The 24,559-nt window shown below is 65.7% G+C and carries 24 protein-coding genes and 1 tRNA gene; 21 read left to right on the top strand and 4 right to left on the bottom strand.

The genetic code is table 11. The annotated features are described in order from the left end of the window. Nucleotides 1–153 precede the first annotated feature (153 nt). The 20 genes from AC1Z3O_RS12850 (at nt 154) to AC1Z3O_RS12755 (ending at nt 19,237) form a co-directional block, all read left to right on the top strand. Complete coding sequence (locus AC1Z3O_RS12850) at nt 154–1,158, top strand: NAD(P)H-quinone oxidoreductase (protein WP_483516101.1); 1,005 nt, start codon at nt 154–156, stop codon at nt 1,156–1,158. Between the two features lie 440 nt (nt 1,159–1,598). Next, nucleotides 1,599–2,336, top strand: coding sequence for a triose-phosphate isomerase (gene tpiA / locus AC1Z3O_RS12845; RefSeq protein ID WP_483516100.1), 738 nt, complete (start codon nt 1,599–1,601; stop codon nt 2,334–2,336). A 46-nt stretch (nt 2,337–2,382) separates the two neighbouring features. Continuing rightward, nucleotides 2,383–2,757 (top strand): preprotein translocase subunit SecG, encoded by a 375-nt coding sequence (secG, locus tag AC1Z3O_RS12840; protein ID WP_483516099.1) that lies wholly within the window; start codon nt 2,383–2,385, stop codon nt 2,755–2,757. Nucleotides 2,758–2,957: 200 nt separating this feature from the next. Next, nucleotides 2,958–3,042: transfer RNA gene (locus AC1Z3O_RS12835), tRNA-Leu, on the top strand. 162 nt (nt 3,043–3,204) lie between these two features. Beyond that, nucleotides 3,205–3,564, top strand: a complete 360-nt coding sequence (locus tag AC1Z3O_RS12830) for an NADH-quinone oxidoreductase subunit A (RefSeq protein WP_483516098.1) — start codon at nt 3,205–3,207, stop codon at nt 3,562–3,564. A 6-nt stretch (nt 3,565–3,570) separates the two neighbouring features. Further along, entirely contained in the window at nt 3,571–4,053 is a 483-nt protein-coding gene (locus AC1Z3O_RS12825; protein ID WP_020203631.1) for a NuoB/complex I 20 kDa subunit family protein, read from the top strand. A gap of 1 nt (nt 4,054) precedes the next feature. Further along, on the top strand, nt 4,055–4,654 hold the full coding sequence (locus AC1Z3O_RS12820; protein ID WP_483516097.1) for an NADH-quinone oxidoreductase subunit C: 600 nt from the start codon (nt 4,055–4,057) through the stop codon (nt 4,652–4,654). 8 nt (nt 4,655–4,662) lie between these two features. Further along, entirely contained in the window at nt 4,663–5,916 is a 1,254-nt protein-coding gene (locus AC1Z3O_RS12815; protein WP_483516096.1) for an NADH-quinone oxidoreductase subunit D, read from the top strand. A gap of 195 nt (nt 5,917–6,111) precedes the next feature. Further along, entirely contained in the window at nt 6,112–6,609 is a 498-nt protein-coding gene (gene nuoE / locus AC1Z3O_RS12810) for an NADH-quinone oxidoreductase subunit NuoE (protein ID WP_483516095.1), read from the top strand. Nucleotide 6,610: 1 nt separating this feature from the next. Beyond that, nucleotides 6,611–7,906: an NADH-quinone oxidoreductase subunit NuoF gene (gene nuoF, locus AC1Z3O_RS12805; protein WP_483516094.1), complete on the top strand. Its 1,296-nt coding sequence runs from the start codon at nt 6,611–6,613 to the stop codon at nt 7,904–7,906. 12 nt (nt 7,907–7,918) lie between these two features. Then, complete coding sequence (nuoG, locus tag AC1Z3O_RS12800) at nt 7,919–10,285, top strand: NADH-quinone oxidoreductase subunit NuoG (protein ID WP_483516093.1); 2,367 nt, start codon at nt 7,919–7,921, stop codon at nt 10,283–10,285. A gap of 21 nt (nt 10,286–10,306) precedes the next feature. After that, complete coding sequence (gene nuoH, locus AC1Z3O_RS12795; protein WP_483516092.1) at nt 10,307–11,371, top strand: NADH-quinone oxidoreductase subunit NuoH; 1,065 nt, start codon at nt 10,307–10,309, stop codon at nt 11,369–11,371. 71 nt (nt 11,372–11,442) lie between these two features. After that, nucleotides 11,443–11,934, top strand: a complete 492-nt coding sequence (nuoI, locus tag AC1Z3O_RS12790; RefSeq protein WP_483516091.1) for an NADH-quinone oxidoreductase subunit NuoI — start codon at nt 11,443–11,445, stop codon at nt 11,932–11,934. A gap of 166 nt (nt 11,935–12,100) precedes the next feature. Then, the gene (locus AC1Z3O_RS12785) at nt 12,101–12,739 is read left to right on the top strand and encodes an NADH-quinone oxidoreductase subunit J (protein WP_483516090.1); all 639 of its coding nucleotides are present in this window, start codon (nt 12,101–12,103) and stop codon (nt 12,737–12,739) included. 17 nt (nt 12,740–12,756) lie between these two features. Next, the gene (gene nuoK / locus AC1Z3O_RS12780) at nt 12,757–13,062 is read left to right on the top strand and encodes an NADH-quinone oxidoreductase subunit NuoK (RefSeq protein ID WP_010809122.1); all 306 of its coding nucleotides are present in this window, start codon (nt 12,757–12,759) and stop codon (nt 13,060–13,062) included. Nucleotides 13,063–13,124: 62 nt separating this feature from the next. Then, the gene (gene nuoL, locus AC1Z3O_RS12775; RefSeq protein WP_483516089.1) at nt 13,125–15,215 is read left to right on the top strand and encodes an NADH-quinone oxidoreductase subunit L; all 2,091 of its coding nucleotides are present in this window, start codon (nt 13,125–13,127) and stop codon (nt 15,213–15,215) included. A gap of 13 nt (nt 15,216–15,228) precedes the next feature. Continuing rightward, nucleotides 15,229–16,695, top strand: coding sequence for an NADH-quinone oxidoreductase subunit M (locus AC1Z3O_RS12770; RefSeq protein ID WP_483516088.1), 1,467 nt, complete (start codon nt 15,229–15,231; stop codon nt 16,693–16,695). 19 nt (nt 16,696–16,714) lie between these two features. Continuing rightward, nucleotides 16,715–18,190, top strand: a complete 1,476-nt coding sequence (gene nuoN / locus AC1Z3O_RS12765; protein WP_483516087.1) for an NADH-quinone oxidoreductase subunit NuoN — start codon at nt 16,715–16,717, stop codon at nt 18,188–18,190. A 19-nt stretch (nt 18,191–18,209) separates the two neighbouring features. Beyond that, entirely contained in the window at nt 18,210–18,521 is a 312-nt protein-coding gene (locus AC1Z3O_RS12760; RefSeq protein WP_483516086.1) for a DUF2818 family protein, read from the top strand. A 41-nt stretch (nt 18,522–18,562) separates the two neighbouring features. Then, nucleotides 18,563–19,237, top strand: a complete 675-nt coding sequence (locus tag AC1Z3O_RS12755) for an NUDIX domain-containing protein (RefSeq protein WP_483516085.1) — start codon at nt 18,563–18,565, stop codon at nt 19,235–19,237. A 47-nt stretch (nt 19,238–19,284) separates the two neighbouring features. Here AC1Z3O_RS12755 and AC1Z3O_RS12750 read toward each other — a convergent pair whose 3' ends face one another. From AC1Z3O_RS12750 to AC1Z3O_RS12735, 4 genes are all read right to left on the bottom strand, one after another. Continuing rightward, nucleotides 19,285–20,271: a Bug family tripartite tricarboxylate transporter substrate binding protein gene (locus AC1Z3O_RS12750; RefSeq protein ID WP_483516084.1), complete on the bottom strand. Its 987-nt coding sequence runs from the start codon at nt 20,269–20,271 to the stop codon at nt 19,285–19,287. Nucleotides 20,272–20,717: 446 nt separating this feature from the next. Then, complete coding sequence (locus tag AC1Z3O_RS12745; protein WP_483516083.1) at nt 20,718–21,482, bottom strand: crotonase/enoyl-CoA hydratase family protein; 765 nt, start codon at nt 21,480–21,482, stop codon at nt 20,718–20,720. 33 nt (nt 21,483–21,515) lie between these two features. Next, nucleotides 21,516–22,283: an SDR family NAD(P)-dependent oxidoreductase gene (locus AC1Z3O_RS12740; protein ID WP_483516082.1), complete on the bottom strand. Its 768-nt coding sequence runs from the start codon at nt 22,281–22,283 to the stop codon at nt 21,516–21,518. 54 nt (nt 22,284–22,337) lie between these two features. Continuing rightward, a complete protein-coding gene (locus AC1Z3O_RS12735) occupies nt 22,338–23,516 on the bottom strand; it encodes a thiolase family protein (protein ID WP_483516081.1) in 1,179 nt (392 codons plus the stop codon). 220 nt (nt 23,517–23,736) lie between these two features. On the opposite strand from AC1Z3O_RS12735, the gene AC1Z3O_RS12730 reads away from it, so the two are divergent. Beyond that, nucleotides 23,737–24,534, top strand: coding sequence for an IclR family transcriptional regulator (locus AC1Z3O_RS12730; RefSeq protein ID WP_483516080.1), 798 nt, complete (start codon nt 23,737–23,739; stop codon nt 24,532–24,534). Nucleotides 24,535–24,559: the final 25 nt, after the last annotated feature.

The following is a 24,559-nucleotide window of genomic DNA, read 5'->3' as shown; positions in this document are numbered from 1 at the left end:
AAACGGCTGGCGATGTCCAGCCGTTTTTTTGTTTACACTGCGTCAGTTCTGCGGTGCGCCGCTTTCGTGCACACCGCGCGCATCCGTATTCCATCCATCGCGGCGCAAGGGCCTGCAGCGCCCGCCGCCGACACATCACAGCAAGGAGTTCCCATGCGAGCCATCGAGATCCGTGAATACGGCGCCCCAGAAGTCCTGCAGGAAACGCAGCGGCCCGACCCGGTCGCCAAGGCCGGCGAAATCCTGATCCGTGTTGCTGCTTCGGGCGTGAACCGCCCCGACGTGTTCCAGCGCACCGGCAATTATCCGGTGCCGCCGGGCGCATCGGACCTGCCGGGCCTGGAGGTGGCCGGCGTGGTGGTGGGCGGCGACCTTGCGCACGCCGACAACCGCTTCGGCCTGAAGGTCGGTGACCGCGTCTGCGCGCTGGTCCAGGGCGGCGGCTACGCAGAGCTGTGCACAGCGCCGGTCGCGCAGTGCCTGCCGGTGCCGGCGGGGCTGTCGGATATCGAGGCGGCCGCGCTGCCCGAGACCTTCTTCACGGTCTGGAGCAATGTGTTCGATCGTGGCTACCTGGGCCGCGGCCCGCGCGGCAAGGACGAGACGCTGCTGATCCAGGGCGGCTCGAGCGGCATCGGCACCACCGCCATCCAGATTGCCAAGGCGCTGGGCTTCAAGGTCTTCGTCACTGCCGGCAGCGCGGAAAAGTGCGCGGCCTGCGAGGCGCTGGGCGCGGATCGGGCGATCAACTACAAGACCCAGGACTTCGTCGCCGAGGTCAAGTCGCTGACCGAAGGCCGCGGCGTCGACGTGATCCTCGACATGGTGGCGGGCTCCTATCTGGCGCGCGAACTGTCGTGCATCGCCGATGACGGCCGCATCGTCATCATCGCGCTGCTCGGCGGCGCCAAGGCGGAAATCCCGCTGGGCGACATCCTGCGCCGGCGCATCACCGTCACCGGCTCCACGCTGCGTCCGCGCCCGGCCGCCTTCAAGGGCGAGATCGCACGCGCGCTGCACGAGCAGGTGTGGCCGCTGCTGGCGTCGGGCAAGATCAAGCCAGCAATCTTCCGCACCTTCCCCGCGGCGCAGGCGGCCGACGCGCATCGGCTGATGGAGTCGAGCGAGCACATCGGGAAGATCGTGCTGACTTGGTGAGCGGAGGCTCGAGCGGCGGCGTTGGCGCATCCTGCCGGCTTCGGCTGGCGCGATGGGTTCCGCCCCGCGCCGGTTTGCTCCCCTCTCCCGCTTGCGGGAGAGGGGTCGGGGGAGAGGGCAGGCGCTTGCGGGCGGCGACGGGCTGGACAACACCGATGGCTTCGTCGTGGCGCTGGCGTGCTGGACCACACCGACGGCTTCGTTTGTGTGTGGCGCCTTGCTAGACCACCCCTCTCCCCAACCCTCTCCCCATGAGGGGAGAGGGAGCCAAGACACTGTGCTTGGCGATTGGTGTTGGCGCATCCTTTCGGATTCGATTCTGGCTGGGTGGCATCGCGCTGCGCCACCGCTTTCGCGGCCCTCTCCCGCGCCAACATGGCGCCGACGCAATCACCACGCTACAATGCTGGGTTTAGTCAAAATAGGCAGGGGCGTTTCGCGTGAGAGATAAGCTCGTCATCGGCAACTGGAAGATGCATGGCAGCCTGGCAGCCAATGAGGCACTGCTGGCTGCGATCAAGGCGGCGCCTGCGCGTGCGCGCCTGGCGGTTTGTGCGCCGTTCCCTTACCTGGCGCAGTGCCAGTCACTGCTGCGCGGCAGCGCGGTGGCCTGGGGTGCGCAGGATGTGTCGGCGGAGGCGCGCGGCGCCTTTACCGGCGAAGTGGCCGCTTCGATGCTGGTGGACTTCGGCGTAAGCTACGCGCTGGTCGGCCACTCCGAGCGCCGCAGCTATCACGGCGAGACCGATGCCACCGTCGCGGCCAAGGCGCTGCGTGCGCTGGAAGCCGGCATCGTGCCGGTGGTGTGCCTGGGCGAGACCCTGGCGCAGCGCGAGGCGGGCGAGACCGAGGTCGTGGTCGGCCGCCAGTTGCAGGCGGTGCTGGATGCGCTCACGGTCGAGCAGCTGGGTCGCATCGTGCTGGCCTACGAGCCGGTCTGGGCCATCGGCACCGGCAAGACCGCCACCAGCGAGCAGGCGCAGGCGGTGCACGCCTTCCTGCGTGCGCAGGTGGTAGCGCGCGATGCCGATGTGGCGCAGCGCATGGCCATCCTGTACGGCGGCAGCGTCAAGCCTGACAATGCGGTCGAACTGTTTTCCATGGCCGACATCGACGGGGGGCTGATCGGCGGCGCCTCGCTGAAGTCGGAAGATTTCCTCGCGATCGGCAACGCCTGAATGCCGCCCGTACCGATCGATTGATCAGGCAAGCGAATCAAAGCAAATGGCAATTTTCAAAACTCTGTTGGTGGTCCTGCAGGTGCTGTCCGCGCTGGGCGTGATCGGTCTGGTGCTGCTGCAGCATGGCAAGGGCGCCGATGTCGGCGCGGCCTTCGGCTCGGGTGCCTCGGGCAGCCTGTTCGGTGCCAGCGGCTCGGCCAACTTCCTGTCGCGCACCACGGCGGCCCTGGCCAGCGTGTTCTTCATCTGCACGCTGAGCCTGACGATGATGACGAACTATCGTCCGTCGGCGTCGCTGGGTGTGATGGGTTCCGCGCCCCAGGTTGCGCCTGCTGCCGCCGCTTCCGCGCCGGCCGCCAGCGCGCCCGCTGCTGCTGCCGCGGCTTCGGTCCCGGCTGCACCTGCAGTTCCGAAATAATCGGGTTTCCGGATCCCTGATTCCTGATTTTTTTTGCAGTTGTGCATTGAACAAAACAGGATTCTTAGGTTAGAATCCAAGGCTTGAAACGATTCCCCAGCGGTGGGGCTCAAACAAGACCAAATGGTAAGACCAAGCGGTCATGAGAGAGTCCCGAAGGGTCCTAAAACCCGGCGCCAGGCAACATTGTTTCTCCCCCAGCCGACGTGGTGAAATTGGTAGACACGCTATCTTGAGGGGGTAGTGGCGAAAGCTGTGCGAGTTCGAGTCTCGCCGTCGGCACCAAACAACTTGATCGGAGTTCGCGCTCCGGGCTTGCCCGGTTTGCGAACTCCGACAGTCCGCAAGGCGGCGCCGTGCTTTCTACGGAATGGCGCTTGGGGTGGGCAACAGGACGCCGCTTCAGCTGGTGCTGTTGACAACATTCCAGATAAGGCTGGCCGTACCTTGAACCTCGAAGCCTACTTCCCCGTCCTCATCCTCATCATCTTCGGCGTCGCGCTTGGCATTGCGCTGATGTCGATCGGCAGGATCCTCGGTCCCAACAAGCCTGACGCAGCGAAGCTCTCTCCGTACGAGTGCGGCTTCGAGGCCTTCGAGGATGCGCGCATGAAGTTCGACGTGCGCTACTACCTCATCGCCATCCTCTTCATTCTGTTCGATCTCGAGACAGCCTTTCTCTTCCCATGGGGCGTTGCCCTGAGGGAAATCGGCTGGCCGGGGTTCATCGCCATGGGCGTGTTTCTGCTGGAATTCATCGTGGGCTTCGTCTACATCTGGAAAAAGGGCGCGCTCGATTGGGAGTGATGTGAAATGGCAATCGAAGGCGTTCTCAACGAAGGCTTTGTCACGACCACCGCTGACAAGCTGATCAACTGGACCCGCACCGGGTCGCTGTGGCCGATGACCTTCGGCCTGGCCTGCTGTGCTGTGGAAATGATGCATGCCGGCGCTGCGCGCTACGACCTGGACCGCTTCGGCGTGGTCTTCCGTCCGTCGCCGCGCCAGTCCGACGTGATGATCGTGGCCGGCACGCTGTGCAACAAGATGGCGCCGGCGCTGCGCAAGGTCTACGATCAGATGGCCGAGCCGCGCTGGGTCATCTCGATGGGCTCGTGCGCCAACGGCGGCGGCTACTATCACTATTCGTACTCGGTGGTGCGCGGCTGCGACCGCATCGTGCCCGTCGATATCTACGTGCCGGGTTGCCCGCCGACCGCGGAGGCGCTGATCTACGGTGTGATCCAGTTGCAGAACAAGATCCGCCGCACCAACACCATCGCGCGCAAGGGCTGACATGGCAAGCATCGATACCCTCAAGGCCGCCCTGGAGAAAGTCCTGGGCAAGCGCGTGCAGAAGCTGATCGAGGCGAACGGCGAACTGACGCTGATCGTCAAGGCCGACGACTACCTGGAAAGCGCCCGCCTGCTGCGCGACGATCCCGCGCTGTGCTTCGAGCAGCTGATCGACCTGTGCGGCGTGGACTATTCCTCCTACGGCGACGGCGCCTGGGACGGTCTCCGCTTTGCGGCCGTCTCGCATCTGCTGTCCATCACGCACAACTGGCGCCTGCGCCTGCGCGTGTTCGCGCCGGACGACGATCTGCCGGTGGTGGCGTCGCTGATCGACGTCTGGAACTCGGTCAACTGGTTCGAGCGCGAGGCCTTCGATTTCTACGGCATCGTGTTCGAGGGCCATCCCGACCTGCGCCGCATCCTGACCGACTACGGTTTCGTCGGCCACCCGTTCCGCAAGGACTTCCCGGTCTCGGGCTACGTGGAAATGCGCTACGACCCCGAGCAGAAGCGGGTGATCTACCAGCCCGTGACCATCGAGCCGCGTGAAGTCACGCCGCGCGTGATCCGGGAAGAGAACTACGGCGGCTTGCAGCACTGAGAAGCGCAATGGCAGACATCAAGAACTACACCCTGAACTTCGGTCCGCAGCACCCGGCGGCACACGGCGTGCTGCGCCTGGTGCTGGAGCTGGACGGCGAAGTCATCCAGCGTGCCGACCCGCACATCGGCCTGCTGCACCGCGCGACCGAGAAGCTGGCCGAGCAGAAGACCTGGATCCAGAGCGTGCCCTACATGGACCGTCTCGACTACGTGTCGATGATGGTCAATGAGCACGCCTATGTGATGGCCATCGAGCGCCTGCTGGATCTCGAGGTGCCGCTGCGCGCCCAGTACATCCGCGTGATGTTCGACGAGATCACCCGCGTGATGAACCACCTGATGTGGATCGGCGCTCACGCGCTGGACGTGGGTGCGATGGCGGTGTTCCTGTACGCCTTCCGCGAGCGCGAGGACCTGTTCGATATGTACGAGGCGGTGTCGGGCGCGCGCATGCACGCGGCCTACTACCGTCCGGGCGGCGTCTATCGCGACCTGCCTGACACGATGCCGCAATACAAGGCGTCGAAAGTCCATAACGAGCGCGCCATCAAGGCGATGAACGAGGCTCGTTCGGGTTCGCTGCTGGACTTCATCGAAGACTTCACCAACCGCTTCCCGACCTACGTCGACGAGTACGAGACGCTGCTGACCGACAACCGGATCTGGAAGCAGCGCCTGGTCGGCATCGGCGTGGTCAGCCCCGAGCGGGCGCTGCAGATGGGCTTCACCGGCCCGATGCTGCGCGGTTCGGGCATCGAGTGGGACCTGCGCAAGAAGCAGCCCTACGAGGTCTACGACAAGGTCGAGTTCGACGTGCCGGTGGGCGTGGGCGGCGACTGCTACGCGCGCTACCTGGTGCGCGTGGAAGAGATGCGCCAGTCCAACCGCATCATCAAGCAGTGCATCGACTGGCTGCGTCGCAACCCGGGCCCGGTGATCACCGAGAACCACAAGGTGGCGCCGCCGTCGCGGGTGGACATGAAGACCAATATGGAAGAGCTGATCCACCACTTCAAGCTCTTCACCGAAGGCATTCACGTGCCCGAAGGCGAGGCCTACGCGGCGGTGGAGCACCCGAAGGGCGAGTTCGGCATCTATGCGATCTCGGACGGCGCTAACAAGCCCTACCGCCTGAAGATCCGGGCACCGGGCTTCCCGCACCTGGCGGCGCTCGACGAGATGGCCAAGGGCCACATGATTGCCGATGCGGTGACGATCATCGGCACCCAGGACATCGTCTTCGGCGAGATCGACCGCTGAAGACAGGCCGCGGGCTCCCGGACGACGATCCGGGCGCACCGGCGCCGCGCCCGCGATGGGGCGCGGCCGGGTGAAACCTGCGGCGCACCGGCAAGCGCTAAGCGCGCCGGCGGCGAACGGGCAAGGACGGCAGCGACGGCTGCAAACCTGCGGAACACCGATGTAAGGGAGTTCCGGCGTATTACTGCAATGACCATGCTATCAGCAGAAGCTCTCAAGGAAATCGATCGCGCGATCGCCAAGTATCCGGCCGACCAGAAGCAGTCGGCAGTGATGGCGGCACTGGCCGTGGCACAGGGCGAGGTGGGCTGGGTTTCCCCCGAAGTCATGCAGTTCGTCGCGAGCTATCTCGACATGCCGCCGGTGTGGGTCGAGGAAGTGGCGACCTTCTACAACATGTACGACACCAAGCCGGTGGGCAAGTACAAGCTGACCGTCTGCACCAACCTGCCGTGCGCCCTGTCGGGCGGCGAGCGCGCCGCCGAGCACCTGAAGCGCAAGCTCGGCATCGATTACAACGAAACCACCCCCGATGGCTGCTTCACCCTGAAAGAGGGTGAGTGCATGGGCGCCTGCGGCGACGCGCCGGTGATGATCGTCAACAACACCCGCATGTGCAGCTTCATGAGCAACGAGAAGCTCGATGCGCTGGTCGACGAACTGAAGGCCGAAGCCGGGAAGGGGAGCAAGTAAGATGACCTCTCTGCACGACCGCCACATCAAGCCGCTGATCCTGGCCGGCCTCGACGGCCAGAACTGGCACCTCGAGGACTACGTCAAGCGCGGCGGCTACCAGCAGCTCACGCGCATCCTGACCGAGAAGATCCCTCCCGAGCAGGTGATCGCCGACGTCAAGGCCTCGGGCCTGCGTGGCCGCGGCGGCGCGGGCTTCCCGACCGGCCTGAAGTGGAGCTTCATGCCGCGCCAGTTCCCGGGCCAGAAATACCTCGTCTGCAACACCGACGAAGGTGAGCCTGGCACGTTCAAGGACCGCGACATCATCCGCTACAACCCGCACGCGCTGATCGAAGGCATGGCCATCGGCGCGTACGCGATGGGCATCACCGTGGGCTACAACTACATCCACGGCGAGATCTGGAACGAATACAAGATCTTCGAGCAGGCGCTCGAAGAGGCGCGCGCGGCCGGCTTCCTGGGCGACAACATCCTGGGTTCGGGCTTCAACTTCCAGCTGCACGCGCACCATGGCTATGGCGCGTACATCTGCGGCGAGGAAACCGCGCTGCTTGAATCGCTGGAAGGCAAGAAGGGCCAGCCGCGCTTCAAGCCGCCTTTCCCGGCCAGCTTCGGCCTGTATGGCAAGCCGACCACCATCAACAACACCGAGACGTTCGCCGCGGTGCCGTTCCTGCTGGGCGTCGGCCCCGAGGAATACCTGAAGATGGGCAAGCCGAACAACGGCGGCACCAAGATCTTCTCGATTTCGGGTGACGTCGAGCGTCCGGGCAACTACGAAATCCCGCTGGGCACGCCGTTCTCCACACTGCTGGAGCTGGCGGGCGGCATGCGCGGTGGCAAGGCCCTCAAGGCGGTGATCCCGGGTGGATCGTCGGCGCCGGTGGTGCCGGCCGACCTGATGATGGCGTCGACCATGGACTACGATTCGATCGCCAAGGCCGGCTCGATGCTGGGCTCGGGCGCCGTGATCGTCATGGACGAGACGCGCTGCATGGTGCGGTCGCTGCTGCGCCTGTCGTATTTCTACTTTGAAGAATCGTGCGGCCAGTGCACGCCGTGCCGTGAAGGCACCGGCTGGCTGTACCGCATGGTCAATCGCATCGAACACGGAGAAGGCCGCCAGGAAGACCTGGACGTGCTCAACAACGTCGCGGAAAACATCATGGGCCGCACCATCTGCGCGCTCGGTGATGCGGCAGCAATGCCGGTCCGCGGCATGCTCAAGCACTACTGGAAAGAGTTCGAATATCACGTCGAACACAAGCAGTGCATGGTTCCGGCCTACATCTAAGCGTGGCAGAACATGGTTGAACTCGAGATCGACGGTAAGAAGGTTGAGGTTGCTGAAGGCAGCCTGGTGATGGAAGCGGCCCGCCAGCTGGGCACCTACATCCCGCACTTCTGCTACCACCGCAAACTGTCCATCGCGGCGAACTGCCGCATGTGCCTGGTCGAAGTTGAAAAGGCGCCCAAGGCGCTGCCGGCGTGCGCCACGCCGGTCACCCCCGGCATGAAGGTCTTCACCAACTCGGAGAAGGCGGTCAAGGCCCAGAAGTCCGTCATGGAATTCCTGCTGATCAACCACCCGCTGGATTGCCCGATCTGCGATCAGGGCGGCGAGTGCCAGCTGCAGGATCTGGCCGTGGGCTACGGTGGCAGCGAATCGCGCTACAAGGAAGAGAAGCGCGTGGTGTTCCACAAGAACGTGGGCCCGCTGATCTCCATGGAGGAGATGACGCGCTGCATCCACTGCACCCGCTGCGTGCGCTTCGGCCAGGAAGTGGCCGGCGTGATGGAGCTGGGCATGCTCAACCGCGGCGAACACTCGGAGATCACCACCTTCGTCGGCCAGACGGTGGATTCCGAGCTGTCGGGCAATATGATCGACCTGTGCCCGGTCGGCGCGCTGACCAGCAAGCCGTTCCGCTACTCGGCCCGTACCTGGGAACTGGCCCGCCGCAAGTCGGTGTCGCCGCACGACGGCCTGGGCGCCAACCTGGTGGTGCAGACCAAGAACCAGCGCGTGATGCGCGTGGTGCCGCTCGAGAACGAAGAGGTCAACGAGTGCTGGCTGTCCGACAAGGACCGCTTCTCGTACGAAGGGCTGAACAGCGCCGACCGCCTGACCAAGCCCATGATCAAGCAGGGCGGCGACTGGATGGAAACCGACTGGCAGACCGCGCTCGAGTACGTGGCGAACGGCCTGGCCGGCATCAAGCGCGAGCATGGCGCGGACCAGATCGCCGCACTGGCCAGCCCGCACAGCACGCTGGAAGAACTGCACCTGCTGGCCAAGCTGGTGCGTGGCCTCGGCAGCGACAATATCGATTTCCGCCTGCGCCAGACCGACTTCTCGGCTGGCCTGCAAGGCGCGCCGTGGCTGGGCATGCCGGTGGCCGATGTGAGCACGCTGCAGCGCGTGCTGGTGATCGGCTCCTCGCTGCGCAAGGATCATCCGCTGCTGGCCTCGCGTCTGCGCCAGGCCGGCAAGAAGGGCGCCCGCGTCGCCTTGCTGGGCGCCGGCGGTGAAGACCTGCTGATGCCGCTGGCCGCCCGCATCGACGTGGCCCCCTCGGGCTGGACCGCCGCGCTGGCAGGCATCGCCCGCGCCGTGGCCGCCGCCAAGGGCGTGGCCGCACCGGCCGGCACCGAAGGCTTCGATGGCGACGACAAGGCCAAGACCGTGGCCGAGGCGCTGCTGTCCGGCGAGCGCCGTGCCGTCTTCCTCGGCAACGAGGCCGTGCGCCACCCGCAATTCTCCGCGCTGCATGCGCTGGCACAGTGGATCGCCAACGAGACCGGCGCCACGCTGGGCTTCCTGACCGAAGCGGCCAACACGGTCGGCGGCTACCTCGCCGGCGCGCTGCCGCAGCAGGGCGGCGCCACTGCGCAGGCCATGCTGGACGCACCGCGCAAGGCCTACGTGCTGCTGAACACCGAACCCGAGTTCGACTCGGCCGAGCCGCGCCGCGCGCTGGCCACGCTGTCGCAGGCGGGCACGGTGGTGATGCTGTCGCCGTTCCGCTCGGAAGCGGCGCTGCAGTATGCGGACGTGATTCTGCCGGTCGCGCCGTTCACCGAAACCTCGGGCACCTTCGTCAACTGCGAAGGCCTGCCGCAGAGCTTCAACGGCGTGGTGCGCGCGCTGGGCGAGTCGCGCCCGGCCTGGAAGGTGCTGCGCGTGCTGGGCAATATGCTGGATGTGCCGGGCTTCGACTACGAGACCTCGGAAGCCGTGCGCGACGACGTGCTGGCCAAGCCGGTCGCGCCGCAGCTCAACAACGCCACGCAGGCCGCGATCCGTGTGAGCGCCGCCGGCAAGGGCGTCGAGCGTATTGCCGACGTGCCCATCTACCACGCCGATCCGATCGTGCGCCGCGCCGACTCGCTGCAGCTCACCGCTGCCGCCCGCCGCGCGATGCAGGTCGGCCTGCCGACCGCGCTGTTCGAGAGCCTGGGCATCCAGTCCGGCGATCCGGTGCGCGTGACGCAGGGCGAGGGCAGCGTGGTGCTGCCGGGCGTGCTCGAAGCCACGCTGCCGGCCAACACCGTGCGCGTGCCAGCCGCGACGAGCGCCGCTGCTGCGCTGGGCGCGATGTTCGGCCAGGTCAAGGTCGAGAAGGCCGTCGAACTCGGCGCCGCGAAGGCGGCACCGGCGGTCACGGCGTAAGAAGAATAGCGAGATAGAAACATGATCGACTGGATTACCTCGCAAGGCCACAACGTGTTCGGCATCGCCTGGACCCCGCTCTGGATCCTGATCCGCGCCGTGGTCATCGTGCTGCCGCTGCTGCTGTGCGTGGCATACCTGATTCTGTGGGAGCGCAAGCTGATCGGCTGGATGCACGTGCGCCTGGGCCCGAACCGCGTGGGCCCGCTGGGCCTGCTGCAGCCGATCGCCGACGTGCTGAAGCTGCTGCTCAAGGAAGTGATGACGCCGACCCAGGTCAGCCGCGGCATCTACCTGATCGCGCCGCTGATGGTGCTGATGCCGGCGCTGGCGGTGTGGGCGGTGATTCCGTTCCAGGCCGAAGTGGTGATGGCCAACGTCAACGCGGGCCTGCTGTACGTGATGGCGATCAGCTCGGTGGGCGTGTACGGCGTGATCCTGGCCGGCTGGTCCTCGAACTCCAAGTACGCCTTCATCGGCGCGATGCGCGCCGCGGCCCAGATGATTTCCTACGAAATCGCCATGGGCTTCGCACTGGTGACGGTGCTGATGGTGGCGGGCAGCCTGAACCTGTCGGCCATCGTCAACAGCCAGAACACCGGCTACTTCGCCGGCATGGGCCTGAACATCCTGTCCTGGAACTGGCTGCCGCTGCTGCCGATGTTCGCCGTGTACTTCATCTCGGGCGTGGCCGAAACCAACCGCCACCCGTTCGACGTGGTGGAAGGCGAGTCGGAAATCGTGGCCGGCCACATGATCGAATACTCGGGCATGGCGTTCGCGCTGTTCTTCCTGGCCGAATACATCAACATGATCATCATCTCGACGATGACCGCGCTGATGTTCCTGGGTGGCTGGGCCGCGCCGTTCGACATCCCCGTGCTGAACCTGATCCCGGGCTTCTTCTGGCTGCTGTTCAAGGTATTCCTGCTGCTGTCGGTATTCATCTGGATCCGCGCTTCCTTCCCGCGCTACCGCTATGACCAGATCATGCGCCTGGGCTGGAAGGTGTTCATTCCGCTGACCGTGGCCTGGCTGGTCATCGTGGCGATCTGGATCAAGTCGCCGTGGAACATCTGGCACTGAACGGCCGGAAGGGCCAACGAACGGCGCGCGCCGACGCGCGCGCCGAGCGGAATCACTAGGAAGCAATCGTCATGCTGCTCGCCATCAAGGACTTCTTCAACAGCCTGCTCCTGAAGGAACTCTTCAAGGGTATGGCGCTGACCGGGCGTTATCTCTTCGCCCGCAAGGTCACCGTCCAGTTTCCGGAAGAGAAAACCCCGATCTCGCCGCGTTTCCGCGGCCTGCACGCCCTGCGCCGCTATCCCAACGGGGAAGAGCGCTGCATCGCCTGCAAGCTGTGCGAGGCCGTGTGCCCGGCGCTGGCCATTTCCATCGAGTCCGATGTCCGCGCCGACGGCACGCGCCGTACCACGCGCTATGACATCGACCTGACCAAGTGCATCTTCTGCGGCTTCTGCGAAGAAGCCTGCCCGGTGGACGCCATCGTCGAGACGCAGATTCTCGAATACCACGGCGAGAAGCGGGGCGACCTGTACTTCACCAAGGACATGCTCCTGGCAGTGGGCGACCGCTACGAACCGCAGATCGCCGCGGCCAAGGCGGCTGACGCCAAGTATCGCTGATCGGCCGCCTGGAGGCGGTTGAGCCGGCGCGGCGGACGGAAGGACCGGCTGCCGCAGCCAACGGAAATTGAATCGGGCCCTGCGAGGGGCCAATGCAAGGATGCCGCAAGCGCGTGCCACAGGGGTGGCGCGTGCCGCGCGGCCCCAAGAGGATCCGATAGGGACCATGGAACTCACGACCTCCATCTTCTACGCCTTTGCGCTGGTGCTGGTGCTCTCCGCACTTAAAGTCATCACGGCGAAGAACCCGGTGCACTCCGCACTGTTCCTCGTGCTGTCGTTCTTCACGGCCGCCGCGATCTGGATGCTGCTCAAGGCGGAATTCCTCGCCATCCTGCTGGTGCTGGTGTACGTCGGCGCGGTGATGGTGCTGTTCCTGTTCGTGGTGATGATGATCGACATCGACATCGAGCACCTGCGGCGGGACTTCTGGACCTACGTGCCGCTGGGCTCGGTTGTCGGCGCGCTGATCATCGCCGAGATGGCCATCGTGCTGGTGCGCAACTTCATCGGCACCACCACCCCCGTGGTCAGCGCCGCATCGCAAAGCCCGGACTACTCCAACACGGCCGCGCTGGGCAAGCTGATCTACAACGACTACATCTACGCCTTCGAAGTGGCCGGCATCATCCTGCTGGTGGCCATCATCGCCGCCGTCGCGCTGACCCTGCGCCGCCGCAAGGACACCAAGACCCAGGTCATCTCGGAGCAGCTGCGCACCCGCCGCGAAGACCGCGTGCGCCTGGTCTCGATGCCTGCGCAGGCCCGTGCCGGCGCCGCCGACGCCGCCAACAATCAGAACTGAAGCCACGGAGAAACGCTGTGCTCTCTCTCGCCCATTTCCTCGTGCTCGGTGCGATCCTGTTCGCCATCAGCATCGTTGGTATCTTCCTGAACCGCAAGAATGTGATCGTGCTGCTGATGGCGATCGAGCTGATGCTGCTCGCGGTCAACATCAATTTCGTCGCCTTCTCCCACTACCTGGGAGACCTGGCCGGACAGGTTTTCGTTTTCTTCATCCTCACGGTGGCCGCCGCCGAGTCGGCAATCGGTCTCGCGATCCTGGTCGTGCTGTTCCGCAACCTGGACACGATCAACGTGGACGACATGGACACGCTCAAGGGCTGATCCCATGCACGCACACGTAAAGACCCCAGATCGATCACCGACCGCACACCACTAAGCGTCCTATGGCAACCACGCTCAACCCCAACCTGCTGCTGGCGATTCCGCTGGCGCCGCTCGCCGGCGCCACGATAGCCGGCCTGTTCGGCACCAAGTTCTTCGGCTGCACGTCCTCGGAATCCCGCGCCGGCCGCATGATGGCCCACACGGTGACCATCCTCGGCGTGGCCATCGCCTTCGTGCTGTCGGTGCTCGTGCTGCGCGACGTGATGGACGGCGCCAGCTTCAACGCCACCATCTACGAATGGATGAACATCGGCGGCCTGAAGATGGAGGTTGGCTTCCTGGTCGACTCGCTGACCGCGATGATGATGGTGGTCGTCACCTTCGTGTCGCTGATGGTGCATATCTACACCGTCGGCTACATGCAGGGCGACGACGGCTACAACCGCTTCTTTGCCTACATCTCGCTCTTCACCTTCTCGATGCTGATGCTGGTGATGAGCAACAACTTCCTGCAGCTGTTCTTCGGCTGGGAAGCGGTGGGCCTGGTTTCCTACCTGCTGATCGGTTTCTGGTACACCCGCCCGACCGCGATCTTCGCCAACCTGAAGGCCTTCCTGGTCAACCGCGTCGGCGACTTCGGCTTCATCCTGGGCATCGGCCTGCTGCTGGCCTACAGCGGCAGCCTGAACTACACCGATGTGTTCTCCCAGCGCGACCAGCTGGCCACGGTGATCTTCCCCGGCACCGACTGGCTGATGATCACGGTCGCCTGCATCTGCCTGTTCATCGGCGCGATGGGCAAGTCGGCGCAGTTCCCGCTGCACGTCTGGCTGCCTGACTCGATGGAAGGCCCGACCCCGATCTCCGCGCTGATCCACGCCGCCACCATGGTGACGGCCGGCATCTTCATGGTCAGCCGCATGTCGCCGCTGTTCGAGCTGTCCGACACCGCGCTGTCCTTCGTGCTGGTGATCGGCGCCATCACCGCGCTGTTCATGGGCTTCCTGGGCATCATCCAGAACGACATCAAGCGCGTGGTCGCGTACTCGACGCTGTCGCAGCTCGGCTACATGACCGTGGCGCTGGGCGCTTCCGCCTACTCGGTCGCCGTGTTCCACCTGATGACCCACGCCTTCTTCAAGGCACTGCTGTTCCTCGGCGCCGGCTCGGTCATCATGGGCATGCACCATGACCAGGACATCCGCAATATGGGCGGCCTGCGCAAGTACATGCCGATCACCTGGATCACCTCCCTGGTCGGTTCGCTGGCCCTGATCGGCACGCCGTTCTTCGCGGGCTTCTACTCCAAGGACTCGATCATCGAGGCGGTGGCCGAGTCGCACATCGCGGGTTCGGGCTTCGCCTACTTCGCGGTGCTGGCTGGCGTGTTCGTCACGGCGTTCTACTCCTTCCGCATGTACTTCCTGGTCTTCCACGGCGAGGAGCGCTTCGGCAAGGTCAACCATGATCAGCACCATCATCATGGCGACCATGAGGACGAGGAGGTCTCGGCCGACCATCACCACGGCCTGGCGCCGGGCGAGAAGCCGCACGAGTCGCCGTGGGTGGTGACCCTGCCGCTGGTGCTGCTGGCGATCCCGTCGGTGATTGCCGGTGCCTTCGCGATCGAGCCGCTGCTGTTCGGCGACTTCTTCAAGCATGGCGTGGCCTTCAAGGACGTGATCTTCGTCGGCGAGAACCACCATTCGATGGCGGAGCTGACCGAGGCCTTCCACGGCTGGGTGCCGATGGCCCTGCATTCCGTGACCACTCCCGTGCTGTGGCTGGCCATCGCCGGCGTGGTCCTGTCCTGGTTCTTCTACATGAAGCGCCCGGACATCCCGGAGGCGATCAAGCAACGCTTCTCCGGCCTGTACAAGCTGCTCGAGAACAAGTACTACATGGACGACATCAACCAGGCACTGTTCGCCAAGGGCGCGCGCCTGCTCGGTGGTGGCCTGTGGAAGGGCGGCGACCAGGGCCTGATCGACGGCCTGGTGGTCAACGGCTCGGCGCGCGTGGTGGCTTCGTTCGCTGCCGCCAGCCGCTACCTGCAGTCCGGCTATATCTACCACTACGCGTTCGCGATGATCGTGGGCATGCTGGTGCTGCTGACTCTGACCGTCACCGGCGTGATAGGCGGCAAGTAAGGAAAACAACGAAATGGTTCTGTCATTCGCAATCTGGCTGCCTATCTTCTTCGGCTTGCTGGTACTCGCCTACGGTTCCGACCGCAGCAAGTGCTTCGTGCGCTGGATGTCGCTGTTCGGCTCGGTGGTGAGCTTCGTCGCCACGCTGCCCCTGGTCTTCCACTTCGACCGCGCCACCGCGGCCATGCAGTTCGAAGAGAAGGCGAACTGGATCGAGCGCTTCAATGTCCAGTACCACCTGGGTGTTGACGGCATCTCGATGTGGTTCGTCGTGCTGACCGCCTTCATCACGGTGATCGTGGTGATCTCGGCCTGGGAAGTGATCACCGAGCGCGTGGCCGAGTACATGGCCTCGTTCCTGATCCTGTCGGGCCTGATGGTCGGCGTGTTCGCGGCGCTGGACGGCCTGCTGTTCTACGTGTTCTTCGAGGCCACGCTGATCCCGATGTACATCATCATCGGTGTCTGGGGCGGTCCGAACCGTGTCTACGCGGCCTTCAAGTTCTTCCTGTACACGCTGCTGGGCTCGCTGCTGACCCTGGTCGCGCTGATGTACCTGTACAACAAGACCGGTACCTTCGAGATCCTGCAGTGGCATGACGCCAAGCTGTCGATGAACGAGCAGATCGCGCTGTTCGTCGCCTTCTTCATGGCCTTCGCGGTCAAGGTGCCGATGTGGCCGGTGCATACCTGGCTGCCCGACGCCCACGTGGAAGCGCCGACCGGCGGCTCGGTGGTGCTGGCCGCCATCATGCTGAAGCTGGGCGCCTACGGCTTCCTGCGCTTCTCGCTGCCGATCGCCCCGGACGCCAGCCACACGATGGCCCCGTTCATCATCACGATCTCGCTGATCGCGGTGATCTACATCGGCCTGGTGGCGCTGGTGCAGGCCGACATGAAGAAGCTGGTCGCCTACTCGTCGATCGCGCACATGGGCTTCGTCACGCTGGGCTTCTTCATCTTCAGCGAGATCGGCATTGAAGGCGGCATCGTGCAGATGATCTCGCACGGCTTCGTCTCGGGCGCGATGTTCCTGTGTATCGGCGTGCTGTACGACCGCGTGCACTCGCGCCAGATCGCCGACTACGGCGGCGTGGTCAACACCATGCCCAAGTACGCGGCGCTGGCAGTGTTCTTCGCCATGGCCAACTGCGGCCTGCCTGCTACCTCGGGCTTCGTCGGCGAGTTCATGGTGATCCTGGGCGCGGTCAAGTTCAATTTCTGGATCGGCCTGCTGGCGGCCACCGCCCTGATCTTCGGCGCAGCCTATTCGCTGTGGATGGTCAAGCGCGTGATTTTTGGCGACATGGTGCACGAGCACGTGCGCGAGCTGCTCGACCTGAACAAGCGCGAGTTCTTCATGCTCGGCCTGCTGGCGATCATGACCCTGTACATGGGCCTGTATCCGAAACCCTTTACCGACGTGATGCACGCGTCCGTGGTGAACCTGCTGTCCCACGTGGCGCAGTCGAAGCTGTAAGCCGGGGAGAGAGATAAATATGCAACCGTCCTCTAGTCTGGCAGCTGTGGCGCCAATCATCTTCCTGGCCATTGCCATCGCCGCGATCAACTGGATCGACCTGGCGCGCGGCAAGGGCAAGCAGAGCTTGGCCTATCCGCTGTCCCTGCTGACCTCGCTGGTATTGACGTTCTGGTTCGCCCTGGACGCCGCCGGCGGCGAGACGCACTACGCCTTCGCCAACCTGGTGGTGGTGGACCCGATGGCCAACGTGCTGTCGGCCTTCTGCAGCCTGGGCATGTTCGCCACGCTGGTCTACACCCGCAACTACCTCGCCGAGCGCGACATGTTCGCCAGCGAGTTCTACATGCTGTCGCTGTTCACGCTGGGCGGCCAGATCGTGATGATCACCGGCAACAACTTCCTGACCCTGTACCTGGGCCTGGAGCTGCTGTCGCTGTCGTCGTACGCCCTGGTGGCGCTGCGCCGCGAGTCGCGCGTGACCTCCGAGTCGGCGATGAAGTACTTCGTGCTGGGCGCGCTGGCATCGGGCTTCCTGCTGTACGGCATGTCGATGATGTACGGCGCGACGGGTTCGCTGAACCTGGGCGAGGTGTTCCGCGTGGTCGAGTCCGGCCGCGTCAATGGCACCATGCTGGCCTTCGGCGTGGTCTTCATCGTCGCCGGCCTGTCGTTCAAGATGGGCGCCGCACCGTTCCACATGTGGATTCCGGACATCTACGAAGGCTCGCCGACCGCGGTCACGCTGCTGATCGCCGGCGGCGCGAAGGTGGCTGCGTTCGCGCTGATGCTGCGCGTGCTGGTGGAAGGCCTGCTGCCGCTGGCTGTCGACTGGCAGATGATGCTGGTGGTGCTGTCCGTCGCCTCGCTTGCGATCGGCAACCTGACCGCCATCGTGCAGACCAACCTGAAGCGGATGCTGGCGTACTCCACCATCTCGCACATGGGCTTCGTGCTGCTGGGCATGCTGTCGGGCGTTGCCGGCGGCAAGGCCGACGGCGCTGCCGACGCCTACAGCGCGTCGATGTTCTACTCGGTGACCTACCTGCTGACCACGCTGGGCACCTTCGGCATCATCCTGCTGCGTACCAGCAAGGGCTTCGAGGCCGAGACGCTGGAAGACCTGAAGGGCATGTCGCGCCGCAATCCGTGGTTCGCCTTCCTGATGCTGGTGATGATGTTCTCGCTGGCCGGCATTCCGCCGACCATGGGCTTCTACGCCAAGCTGTCGGTGCTGCAGGCAGTCATCGGTACCGGCCAGACCTGGCTGGCGGTGGTGGCGGTGATGTTCTCGCTGATTGGCGCCTTCTACTACCTGCGTGTGGTCAAGCTGATGTACTTCGACGCACCGGTGGGCGAGGAGAAGATGGAAGCCACCTTCGGCCTGCGCTCGCTGCTCAGCCTGAACGGCGCGGCGATCATCCTGCTCGGCATCTTCCCGGCCGCGCTGATGAACCTGTGCTACACGGCGATCCGCGCCACGCTGGCGTCCTGATCCAGACGGAGCGGCAGCGATGGATTCCTCGACGGGCGGCTGGTTTGTCATCCTGCTGGCACTGATCTGTGCCAACCTGCCGTTCGTCAACCAGCGGCTGTTCGGGCTGGTGCCGCTGCGCCGGCCCGCCAAGCCGCTGTGGCTGCGCCTGGGCGAACTGGTCGCCTTGTATTTCGTGGCCGGCGCAGTCGGCTTTGCGGTGGAGGCGAGCCTTGGCAACGCCTTCCCGCAGGGCTGGCAGTTCTACGCCATCACCGCCTGCATGATGCTGGTGTTCGCCTTCCCGGGCTTCACCTGGCAATATCTCGTCAAGCACCGCGCCGCGGCCTGAAGCTCCCTCCGGGAACGGGCCGCGCCCATTCCGGAGTGTTCATGAGCGACAAGATCGACCTGGCCCGCGCGGCCGCTTCTCCGGCCACCGATGCGGCCGGCCGCAACGAAGTCACCCAATCTGCCCACGATGAATCTGCCCACGATGCTGGGCTCAAGGAAACCTGCGTCGCTTCGGCGACGTTGCATCGGGGCAAATTCCTTACGCTGAAGCAGGATATCGTCGCGCTGCCGGATGGCAAGCACACCGGGCGGGAGTATGTGCTGCATCCCGGCGCGGTGATGATGATCCCGCTGTTCGACGATGGCCGCGTGCTGATGGAGCGGCAGTTCCGCTACCCGATCGGGCAGGTGATGGTGGAGTTTCCCGCCGGCAAGCTGGATCCGGAGGAGGGCGCGCTGCGCTGCGGCGAGCGCGAACTGATGGAAGAGACGGGCTACCGCGCCGAACGCTGGGACTACCTGACCCGCATCCACCCGGTCATCTCCTACTCGACGGAGTTCATCGACATCTTCCTGGCGCGGGACCTGCACCCGGGCGAGGCCAAGCTCGACGACGGCGAATTCCTGGAGACCTTCATCATGCCGGCCGGGCAGCTGCTTGACTGGGTGCGAGAAGGGCGAGTCAGCGATGTCAAGACCATCATCGGTGCGTTCTGGCTGGAGAAGATCCTGTCGGGTGCCTGGCAGCCGGGCGAGCGCCCGGTGCCGCACTGACAGCGCAGACATGACGCGGCGGCCGCTGCGGCCGCGCCGGCCTCGCCTCAGTCCAGGCTGACGCCCGACGCCCGGATGGTCTCGGCCCAGCGTTTCTGCTCACTGGCCACCAGGGCGGCGAAGCGGGCCTGCGGCTCGCCACCCGCCAATCCGCCCATGTCGTGGAATTTCGCCACGATTTCCGGGTCGCGCATCACTTTCGACAACGATTCCTGCAGTCGCGCCACCACGGCCGGCGGCGTGCGCGCTGGCGCGAACACGCCCAGCCAGCCCATCACGACGAAGTCGGGCACGCCGGCTTGCGCCATGGTCGGCACATTGGGCAGGGTGGACAGGCGCTCGGTGCTGGTCACCGCCAGCGCGCGCAGCTTGCCCGCGCGGATATGGGGCAGGGCCTGCGTCAGGTTGTCGAACATGAAGACCGTCTCGCCGGCCAGCAGCGCGGTGGTGGCCGGTGTCGAGCCACGGTAGGGGACGTGGATTGCACGCGTGCCCGTGCGGATGCCGAACAGTTCTCCGGTGAGGTGCGTGGTCTGGCCGATGCCGGCCGAGCTGAAGGACAGTTGGCCGGGCTTCTGCTTCAAGGCGGCGACGAGGTCCCCCACAGACTGGAGCGGGGATTGCGCGTTGACCACCAGTACGTTGGGGAAGGAGATCATGTCCGTGATCGGCACGAAGTCCTGCGGCTTGTAGCTGAGCTGCTTGTAGGCGCTGTAGTTGATCGCGTGCGAGCCGGTGTTGCCGACCACCAGTGTGTAGCCGTCAGGCTGCGCGCGCAGCAAGGCCTGGGTGCCGATGATGCCGCCGCTGCCGGGCCGGTTGTCGACGATGACCGGCTGGCCCAGCATCTGCGACAGCTTCTGGCCTACCAGGCGGGTCGGGATGTCGGTGGTGCCGCCGGCCGCGCCGGGCACGATGATGGTGATGGGACGCTCGGGCCAGCTGTCGGCGTGGGCCGTCGGCAGCGCCGCGGCGGCGAGCAGCGCCAGCGCGGCCTTCAGCAGCGGCCGCCGGGCGGTTGGGGTGGATTGCATGGGTGTCTCCTCTTGTGTTGTCTTTTGATGGTGGGGTGGCAGGCGGGCGGTTTGGGGGGGGCGGTGCGTTTGCGCGAGGCGGGTGCCATCAGGGCAGCGAAGGCCTGCCCTCTCCCCCGGCCCCTCTCCCGCAAGCGGGAGAGGGGAGCAAACCGGCGCGGCGGCGAAACCCATCGCACTAGCCGAGCCCGTCGCGCCGGCCAATGCCGACACGATGCGCCAACACCATGGGCCAAGTACGAGGTCTTGGCTCCCTCTCCCCTCATGGGGAGAGGGTTGGGGAGAGGGGTGGTCTAGCAAGGCGCCACGTACAGACGAAGCCGTCGGTGTGCTCCAGCACGCCGGGGCCGGGACGAAGCCACCGGTGTTGTCCGCCACATCGTCGCCAGCAATCACCCGCCCAAGGCGAGAACGCCCTCGTTGCCGACGAGCCTGCCTGCTGCCGCCTACTTCCCCGTCCAGACCGGCTTGCGCTTCTCGGCGAAGGCCGCGGCGCCTTCGCGGGCATCGGCCGAGGCGAGGACCGGTGTCACCAGCGGGCGCTGGCGTTCGAACATCTCTTCGTTCGACCAGTCCGCCGATTCGGCGACGATGCGCTTGCTGGTGGCGACCGCCAGCGGGCCGTTGGCGCCGATGGCGGCAGCCAGCTCGAGCGCGCCGTCCAGCGCCTGCCCTGGCTCGGTCAGGCGATTGACCAGTCCGTGGACGTGGGCCTGCTCGGCGCCCATCATGTCCCCGGTCAGCGCGTACTCCATCGCCACGTGGTAGGGCACGCGGCGCGGCAGCCGCATCAGGCCGCCGGCGGCGGCCACCAGGCCGCGCTTGACCTCGGGTAGGCCGAACTTCGCCGCGCGCGAGGCCACGATCAGGTCGCAGGCCAGCGCCAGCTCGAAGCCGCCGGCGAGCGCGTAGCCTTCCACCGCCGCGATCAGAACCTTGCGCGGTGGCGCCTCGGTGATGCCGCCGAAGCCGCGCCCCGGGATGCTGGGACGCTTGCCGGCCAGGAAGCCCTTCAGGTCCATGCCGGAGCAGAAGGTGCCGCCGGCGCCGGTCAGTACCGCCAGTGCCAGTGCGTCGTCCGACTCGAGCTTGTCGATCGCCGCGGCCAGCGCCGTGGCGGTCTCGAAGTCCATCGCGTTGCGCGCCTCGGGGCGGTTGATGGTGATCAGCAGCACATTGCCGCGCGTCTCAAGCTGCAGGGTGTCGCTCATGGTCTCGTCTCCTCCTGTGTGGCGCGCGGCGCCTCAGCGCGGCTGCATGCGGATGGCGCCGTCCAGGCGGATGGTCTCGCCGTTGAGCATCGGGTTCTCGAGGATGTGCAGCGCGGTCGAGGCGTACTCGTCAGGCGCGCCCAGTCGAGCCGGGTGCGGCACCATGGCGCCCAGCGAGGTGCGCACGTTCTCCGGCAGCTTGGCCAGCAGCGGCGTGTCGAACAGGCCCGGGGCGATGGTGCAGACGCGGATCAGGCGCTGCGCCAGGTCGCGTGCCGCCACCAGCGTCATGCCGACGATGCCGGCCTTGGCCGAGGCGTAGGGGATCTGGCCGATCTGGCCTTCGTAGGCGGCCACCGAGGCGGTCAGCACGCAGGCGCCGCGTTCGCCGTCGATGGGCTCGTTCTTGGCCATGCGCACGGCCGCGAGGCGCAGCGTGTTGAAGGTACCGATCAGGTTGATGCGCACGATGGATTCGTACTTCTCCAGCGAGCCGGGCGAGCCGTCCTTCTCGACCAGCCGCACCGGGCCGCCCAGGCCGGCGCAGTGCACCAGCCCGCGCAGCGGGCCGAGGGCCTCGGCGGCGTCGTAGACGCGGTTCATCTGCTCGGTGTCGCAGACGTCGGCCTGCACGAAGGTGACCTTGCCTTGCAGAGAGTCGACGGCGGCCGCGCCGCGCTCTGCGGACAGGTCGCAGATCACCACGGCCACGCCGCGTTCGATCAGGCGCCGGGCGCTGGCCAGGCCGAGGCCGGAGGCACCGCCGGTGACAACGGCGGACATTTGCGAGTCAAGCTTCATTTCGGGTCTCCTGCTGTTCTAGCGTTCTAGCGATTGATGGGAAATGCCAAGGGTTCAGAGGCGCTCAATGATGGTGGCGTTGGCCATGCCGCCGGCCTCGCACATCGACTGCAGGCCATAGCGGCCGCCGCTGTCTTCCAGGGCGTGCAGCATGGTGGTCATCAGGCGGGCGCCCGATGCGCCCAGCGGGTGGCCGAGCGCGATGGCGCCGCCGCGCGGGTTCAGGCGTGCCGCATCGGCGCCGAGCGCCTTCTGCCAGGCCAGCGGCACGCAGGCGAAAGCCTCGTTGATCTCGTAGTGATCGATCTGGTCCAGGCTTAGGCCGCTCTTCTTCAACGCGCGCTGGCTGGCGGGAATGGGGGCGGTCAGCATCGTCACCGGATCGTCGCCGCACACATCGAATGCCACGAAGCGCGCGCGCGGCTTCAGGCCGAGGCGCTGCGCCGCCGACTCGCTCATCAGCAGGATGGCGGCGGCGCCGTCGCTGATCTGCGAGGCATTGCCGGCGGTGACGCTCCACCCGACCTGCGGGAAGCGCGCGCTCAGTTCGTCGTTGCGGAAGGAGGCCTGCAGCGTGCCGAGCTTCTCCACCGAGGTACCCGGGCGGATCGTCTCGTCGTGTTCGATCACGCCGTTGGGCGTCACGATGGGCAGGATCTCGCGCCGGAAGGCGCCGCTTTCACGCGCGGCGGCGGCCAGCTCGTGCGAGCGCGCCGAGTAGCTGTCCATCGCCTGGCGCGACAGCTCGTACTTGGCCGCCACCAGCTCGGCGGCTACGCCCTGCGACACCAGGCCGGGCGCATAGCGCGCTTCCATCGACGGGCCGTAGGGGTTCTGGCCGATGCGCGCCGAGCCCATCGGCACGCGGCTCATCGACTCGATGCCGCAGGCGATCACGATATCGTAGGCGCCGGCCATGATGCCCTGTGCGGCAAAATGCACGGCCTGCTGGCTGGAGCCGCACTTGCGGTCGATGGTGGTGGCGGGCACGTGCTCGGGGAAGCCGGCGGCCAGCCAGGCCACGCGGCCCGGGCCGGCCGACTGCTCGCCGGCCTGCGTCACGCAGCCGGTGATGACGTCGTCCACCAGGCCGGGATCGAGCCGGTTGCGCTCGACCAGCCCCTTGAGCACCTGGGCCAGCAGTTCGGTGGCATGGAGCTCGGTGAAGGCCGAACCCGGCTTGGAGCGGCCCATGGGGCTGCGGATGGCGTCGACGATGACGGCTTGCTGCATGCTTGTCTCCTGTGATGCGGCGAATAAGGCTGGATTCGGACAAGGCTCGATCTGAGAAAATGAGACGAGTGGCCCGAAATACGTGTTACCGCTTGCCCGCTTAAAGCTTGGTGGCTCGAAAAGTCTAGCGTAAACGCAGAAATATTTGTTGACGATGTAGTTATTTGGAATGCAAGATGCGGTTAATGAGACTGACGTATCGAAATAGTGAGGGGCTGGCATGAACCATCCCATGACGGCGGTGGACCAGGATGGCGAGGGCCGGCTGGTCAGCGCGCTGGCGCGCGGCGTTTCCATCCTCGGCTGCTTCTCGCCGACGGCGCAGGAACTGAGCGGGCGCGAACTGATGGAGATGACCGGGCTGGCCAAGCCAACCTTGTTCCGGCTGCTCGACACCCTGTGCGAACTGGGCCTGCTGCGCTATTCGGAGCGCGTGTCCAAGTACGTGCCCGGCGTCGGCCTGCTGAACCTGGCGGCGCCGGCACTGGCGCGCATGACGGTGCGCCAGCTTGCGCGGCCGCTGATGCAGGAGCTGGCCGACCATATCTGCGGCCAGCTCGAGCTGACGCTCGGCATCGGCCATACCCTCAGCTATGTGGAGATCGTGCAGGGCGTGGGCAGCAAGGTGTTCCGCCCCGAGGTGGGCATGCGCGTGTCGATCTCGCGCACCGGCTCCGGCCGCGCCTACCTGTTGCAGATGACGCCGGAGGAGCGCGCGGCCTACCTGGCCGGGCTGAAGGCCCAGGATCCGCAGCGCGAGGCCTGGCTGCAGCAGCGCCTGGCCGATGCCGCGCGCGATCTGGAGGAGTACGGATTCAGCCGCGGCCAGCGCGACCTGCACCGCGAGATCGAATCGATCGCCGTGCCTATGCGCGCGCGCCGCGACGGCGAGACCTGGATCTTCGCCGCCTCGGTGCCGACCTACAGCGAGCAGAGCAAGCAGCTCGCCGACAACCTCGGTCCGCGCCTGGTGACGCTGGTGCGCAGCGTGGAGGCCTCGCTGGGGACGATCGGGTAGCGCAGGATTTCAATGCAGGAGGAGA

The organism is Cupriavidus sp. 09_S30, from assembly GCF_056930435.1.
Note: the sequence above shows the minus strand (reverse complement) of the source record. Positions and strands in the feature narration are given on the sequence as shown.

Bases quoted from the DNA above. Each gene is read 5' to 3' on its own strand.
- nuoE (WP_483516095.1), top strand. From the start codon at position 6,112: ATGCTATCAGCAGAAGCTCTCAAGGAAATCGATCGCGCGATCGCCAAG.
- AC1Z3O_RS12755 (WP_483516085.1), top strand. From the start codon at position 18,563: ATGAGCGACAAGATCGACCTGGCCCGCGCGGCCGCTTCTCCGGCCACC.
- nuoL (WP_483516089.1), top strand. From the start codon at position 13,125: ATGGCAACCACGCTCAACCCCAACCTGCTGCTGGCGATTCCGCTGGCG.
- nuoG (WP_483516093.1), top strand. From the start codon at position 7,919: ATGGTTGAACTCGAGATCGACGGTAAGAAGGTTGAGGTTGCTGAAGGC.
- nuoH (WP_483516092.1), top strand. From the start codon at position 10,307: ATGATCGACTGGATTACCTCGCAAGGCCACAACGTGTTCGGCATCGCC.
- nuoF (WP_483516094.1), top strand. From the start codon at position 6,611: ATGACCTCTCTGCACGACCGCCACATCAAGCCGCTGATCCTGGCCGGC.
- nuoI (WP_483516091.1), top strand. From the start codon at position 11,443: ATGCTGCTCGCCATCAAGGACTTCTTCAACAGCCTGCTCCTGAAGGAA.
- AC1Z3O_RS12820 (WP_483516097.1), top strand. From the start codon at position 4,055: ATGGCAAGCATCGATACCCTCAAGGCCGCCCTGGAGAAAGTCCTGGGC.
- AC1Z3O_RS12850 (WP_483516101.1), top strand. From the start codon at position 154: ATGCGAGCCATCGAGATCCGTGAATACGGCGCCCCAGAAGTCCTGCAG.
- AC1Z3O_RS12760 (WP_483516086.1), top strand. From the start codon at position 18,210: ATGGATTCCTCGACGGGCGGCTGGTTTGTCATCCTGCTGGCACTGATC.
- AC1Z3O_RS12740 (WP_483516082.1), bottom strand. From the start codon at position 22,283: ATGAAGCTTGACTCGCAAATGTCCGCCGTTGTCACCGGCGGTGCCTCC.
- nuoN (WP_483516087.1), top strand. From the start codon at position 16,715: ATGCAACCGTCCTCTAGTCTGGCAGCTGTGGCGCCAATCATCTTCCTG.
- AC1Z3O_RS12745 (WP_483516083.1), bottom strand. From the start codon at position 21,482: ATGAGCGACACCCTGCAGCTTGAGACGCGCGGCAATGTGCTGCTGATC.
- AC1Z3O_RS12815 (WP_483516096.1), top strand. From the start codon at position 4,663: ATGGCAGACATCAAGAACTACACCCTGAACTTCGGTCCGCAGCACCCG.
- AC1Z3O_RS12750 (WP_483516084.1), bottom strand. From the start codon at position 20,271: ATGCAATCCACCCCAACCGCCCGGCGGCCGCTGCTGAAGGCCGCGCTG.
- AC1Z3O_RS12770 (WP_483516088.1), top strand. From the start codon at position 15,229: ATGGTTCTGTCATTCGCAATCTGGCTGCCTATCTTCTTCGGCTTGCTG.
- AC1Z3O_RS12735 (WP_483516081.1), bottom strand. From the start codon at position 23,516: ATGCAGCAAGCCGTCATCGTCGACGCCATCCGCAGCCCCATGGGCCGC.
- AC1Z3O_RS12730 (WP_483516080.1), top strand. From the start codon at position 23,737: ATGAACCATCCCATGACGGCGGTGGACCAGGATGGCGAGGGCCGGCTG.
- AC1Z3O_RS12825 (WP_020203631.1), top strand. From the start codon at position 3,571: ATGGCAATCGAAGGCGTTCTCAACGAAGGCTTTGTCACGACCACCGCT.
- secG (WP_483516099.1), top strand. From the start codon at position 2,383: ATGGCAATTTTCAAAACTCTGTTGGTGGTCCTGCAGGTGCTGTCCGCG.
- AC1Z3O_RS12785 (WP_483516090.1), top strand. From the start codon at position 12,101: ATGGAACTCACGACCTCCATCTTCTACGCCTTTGCGCTGGTGCTGGTG.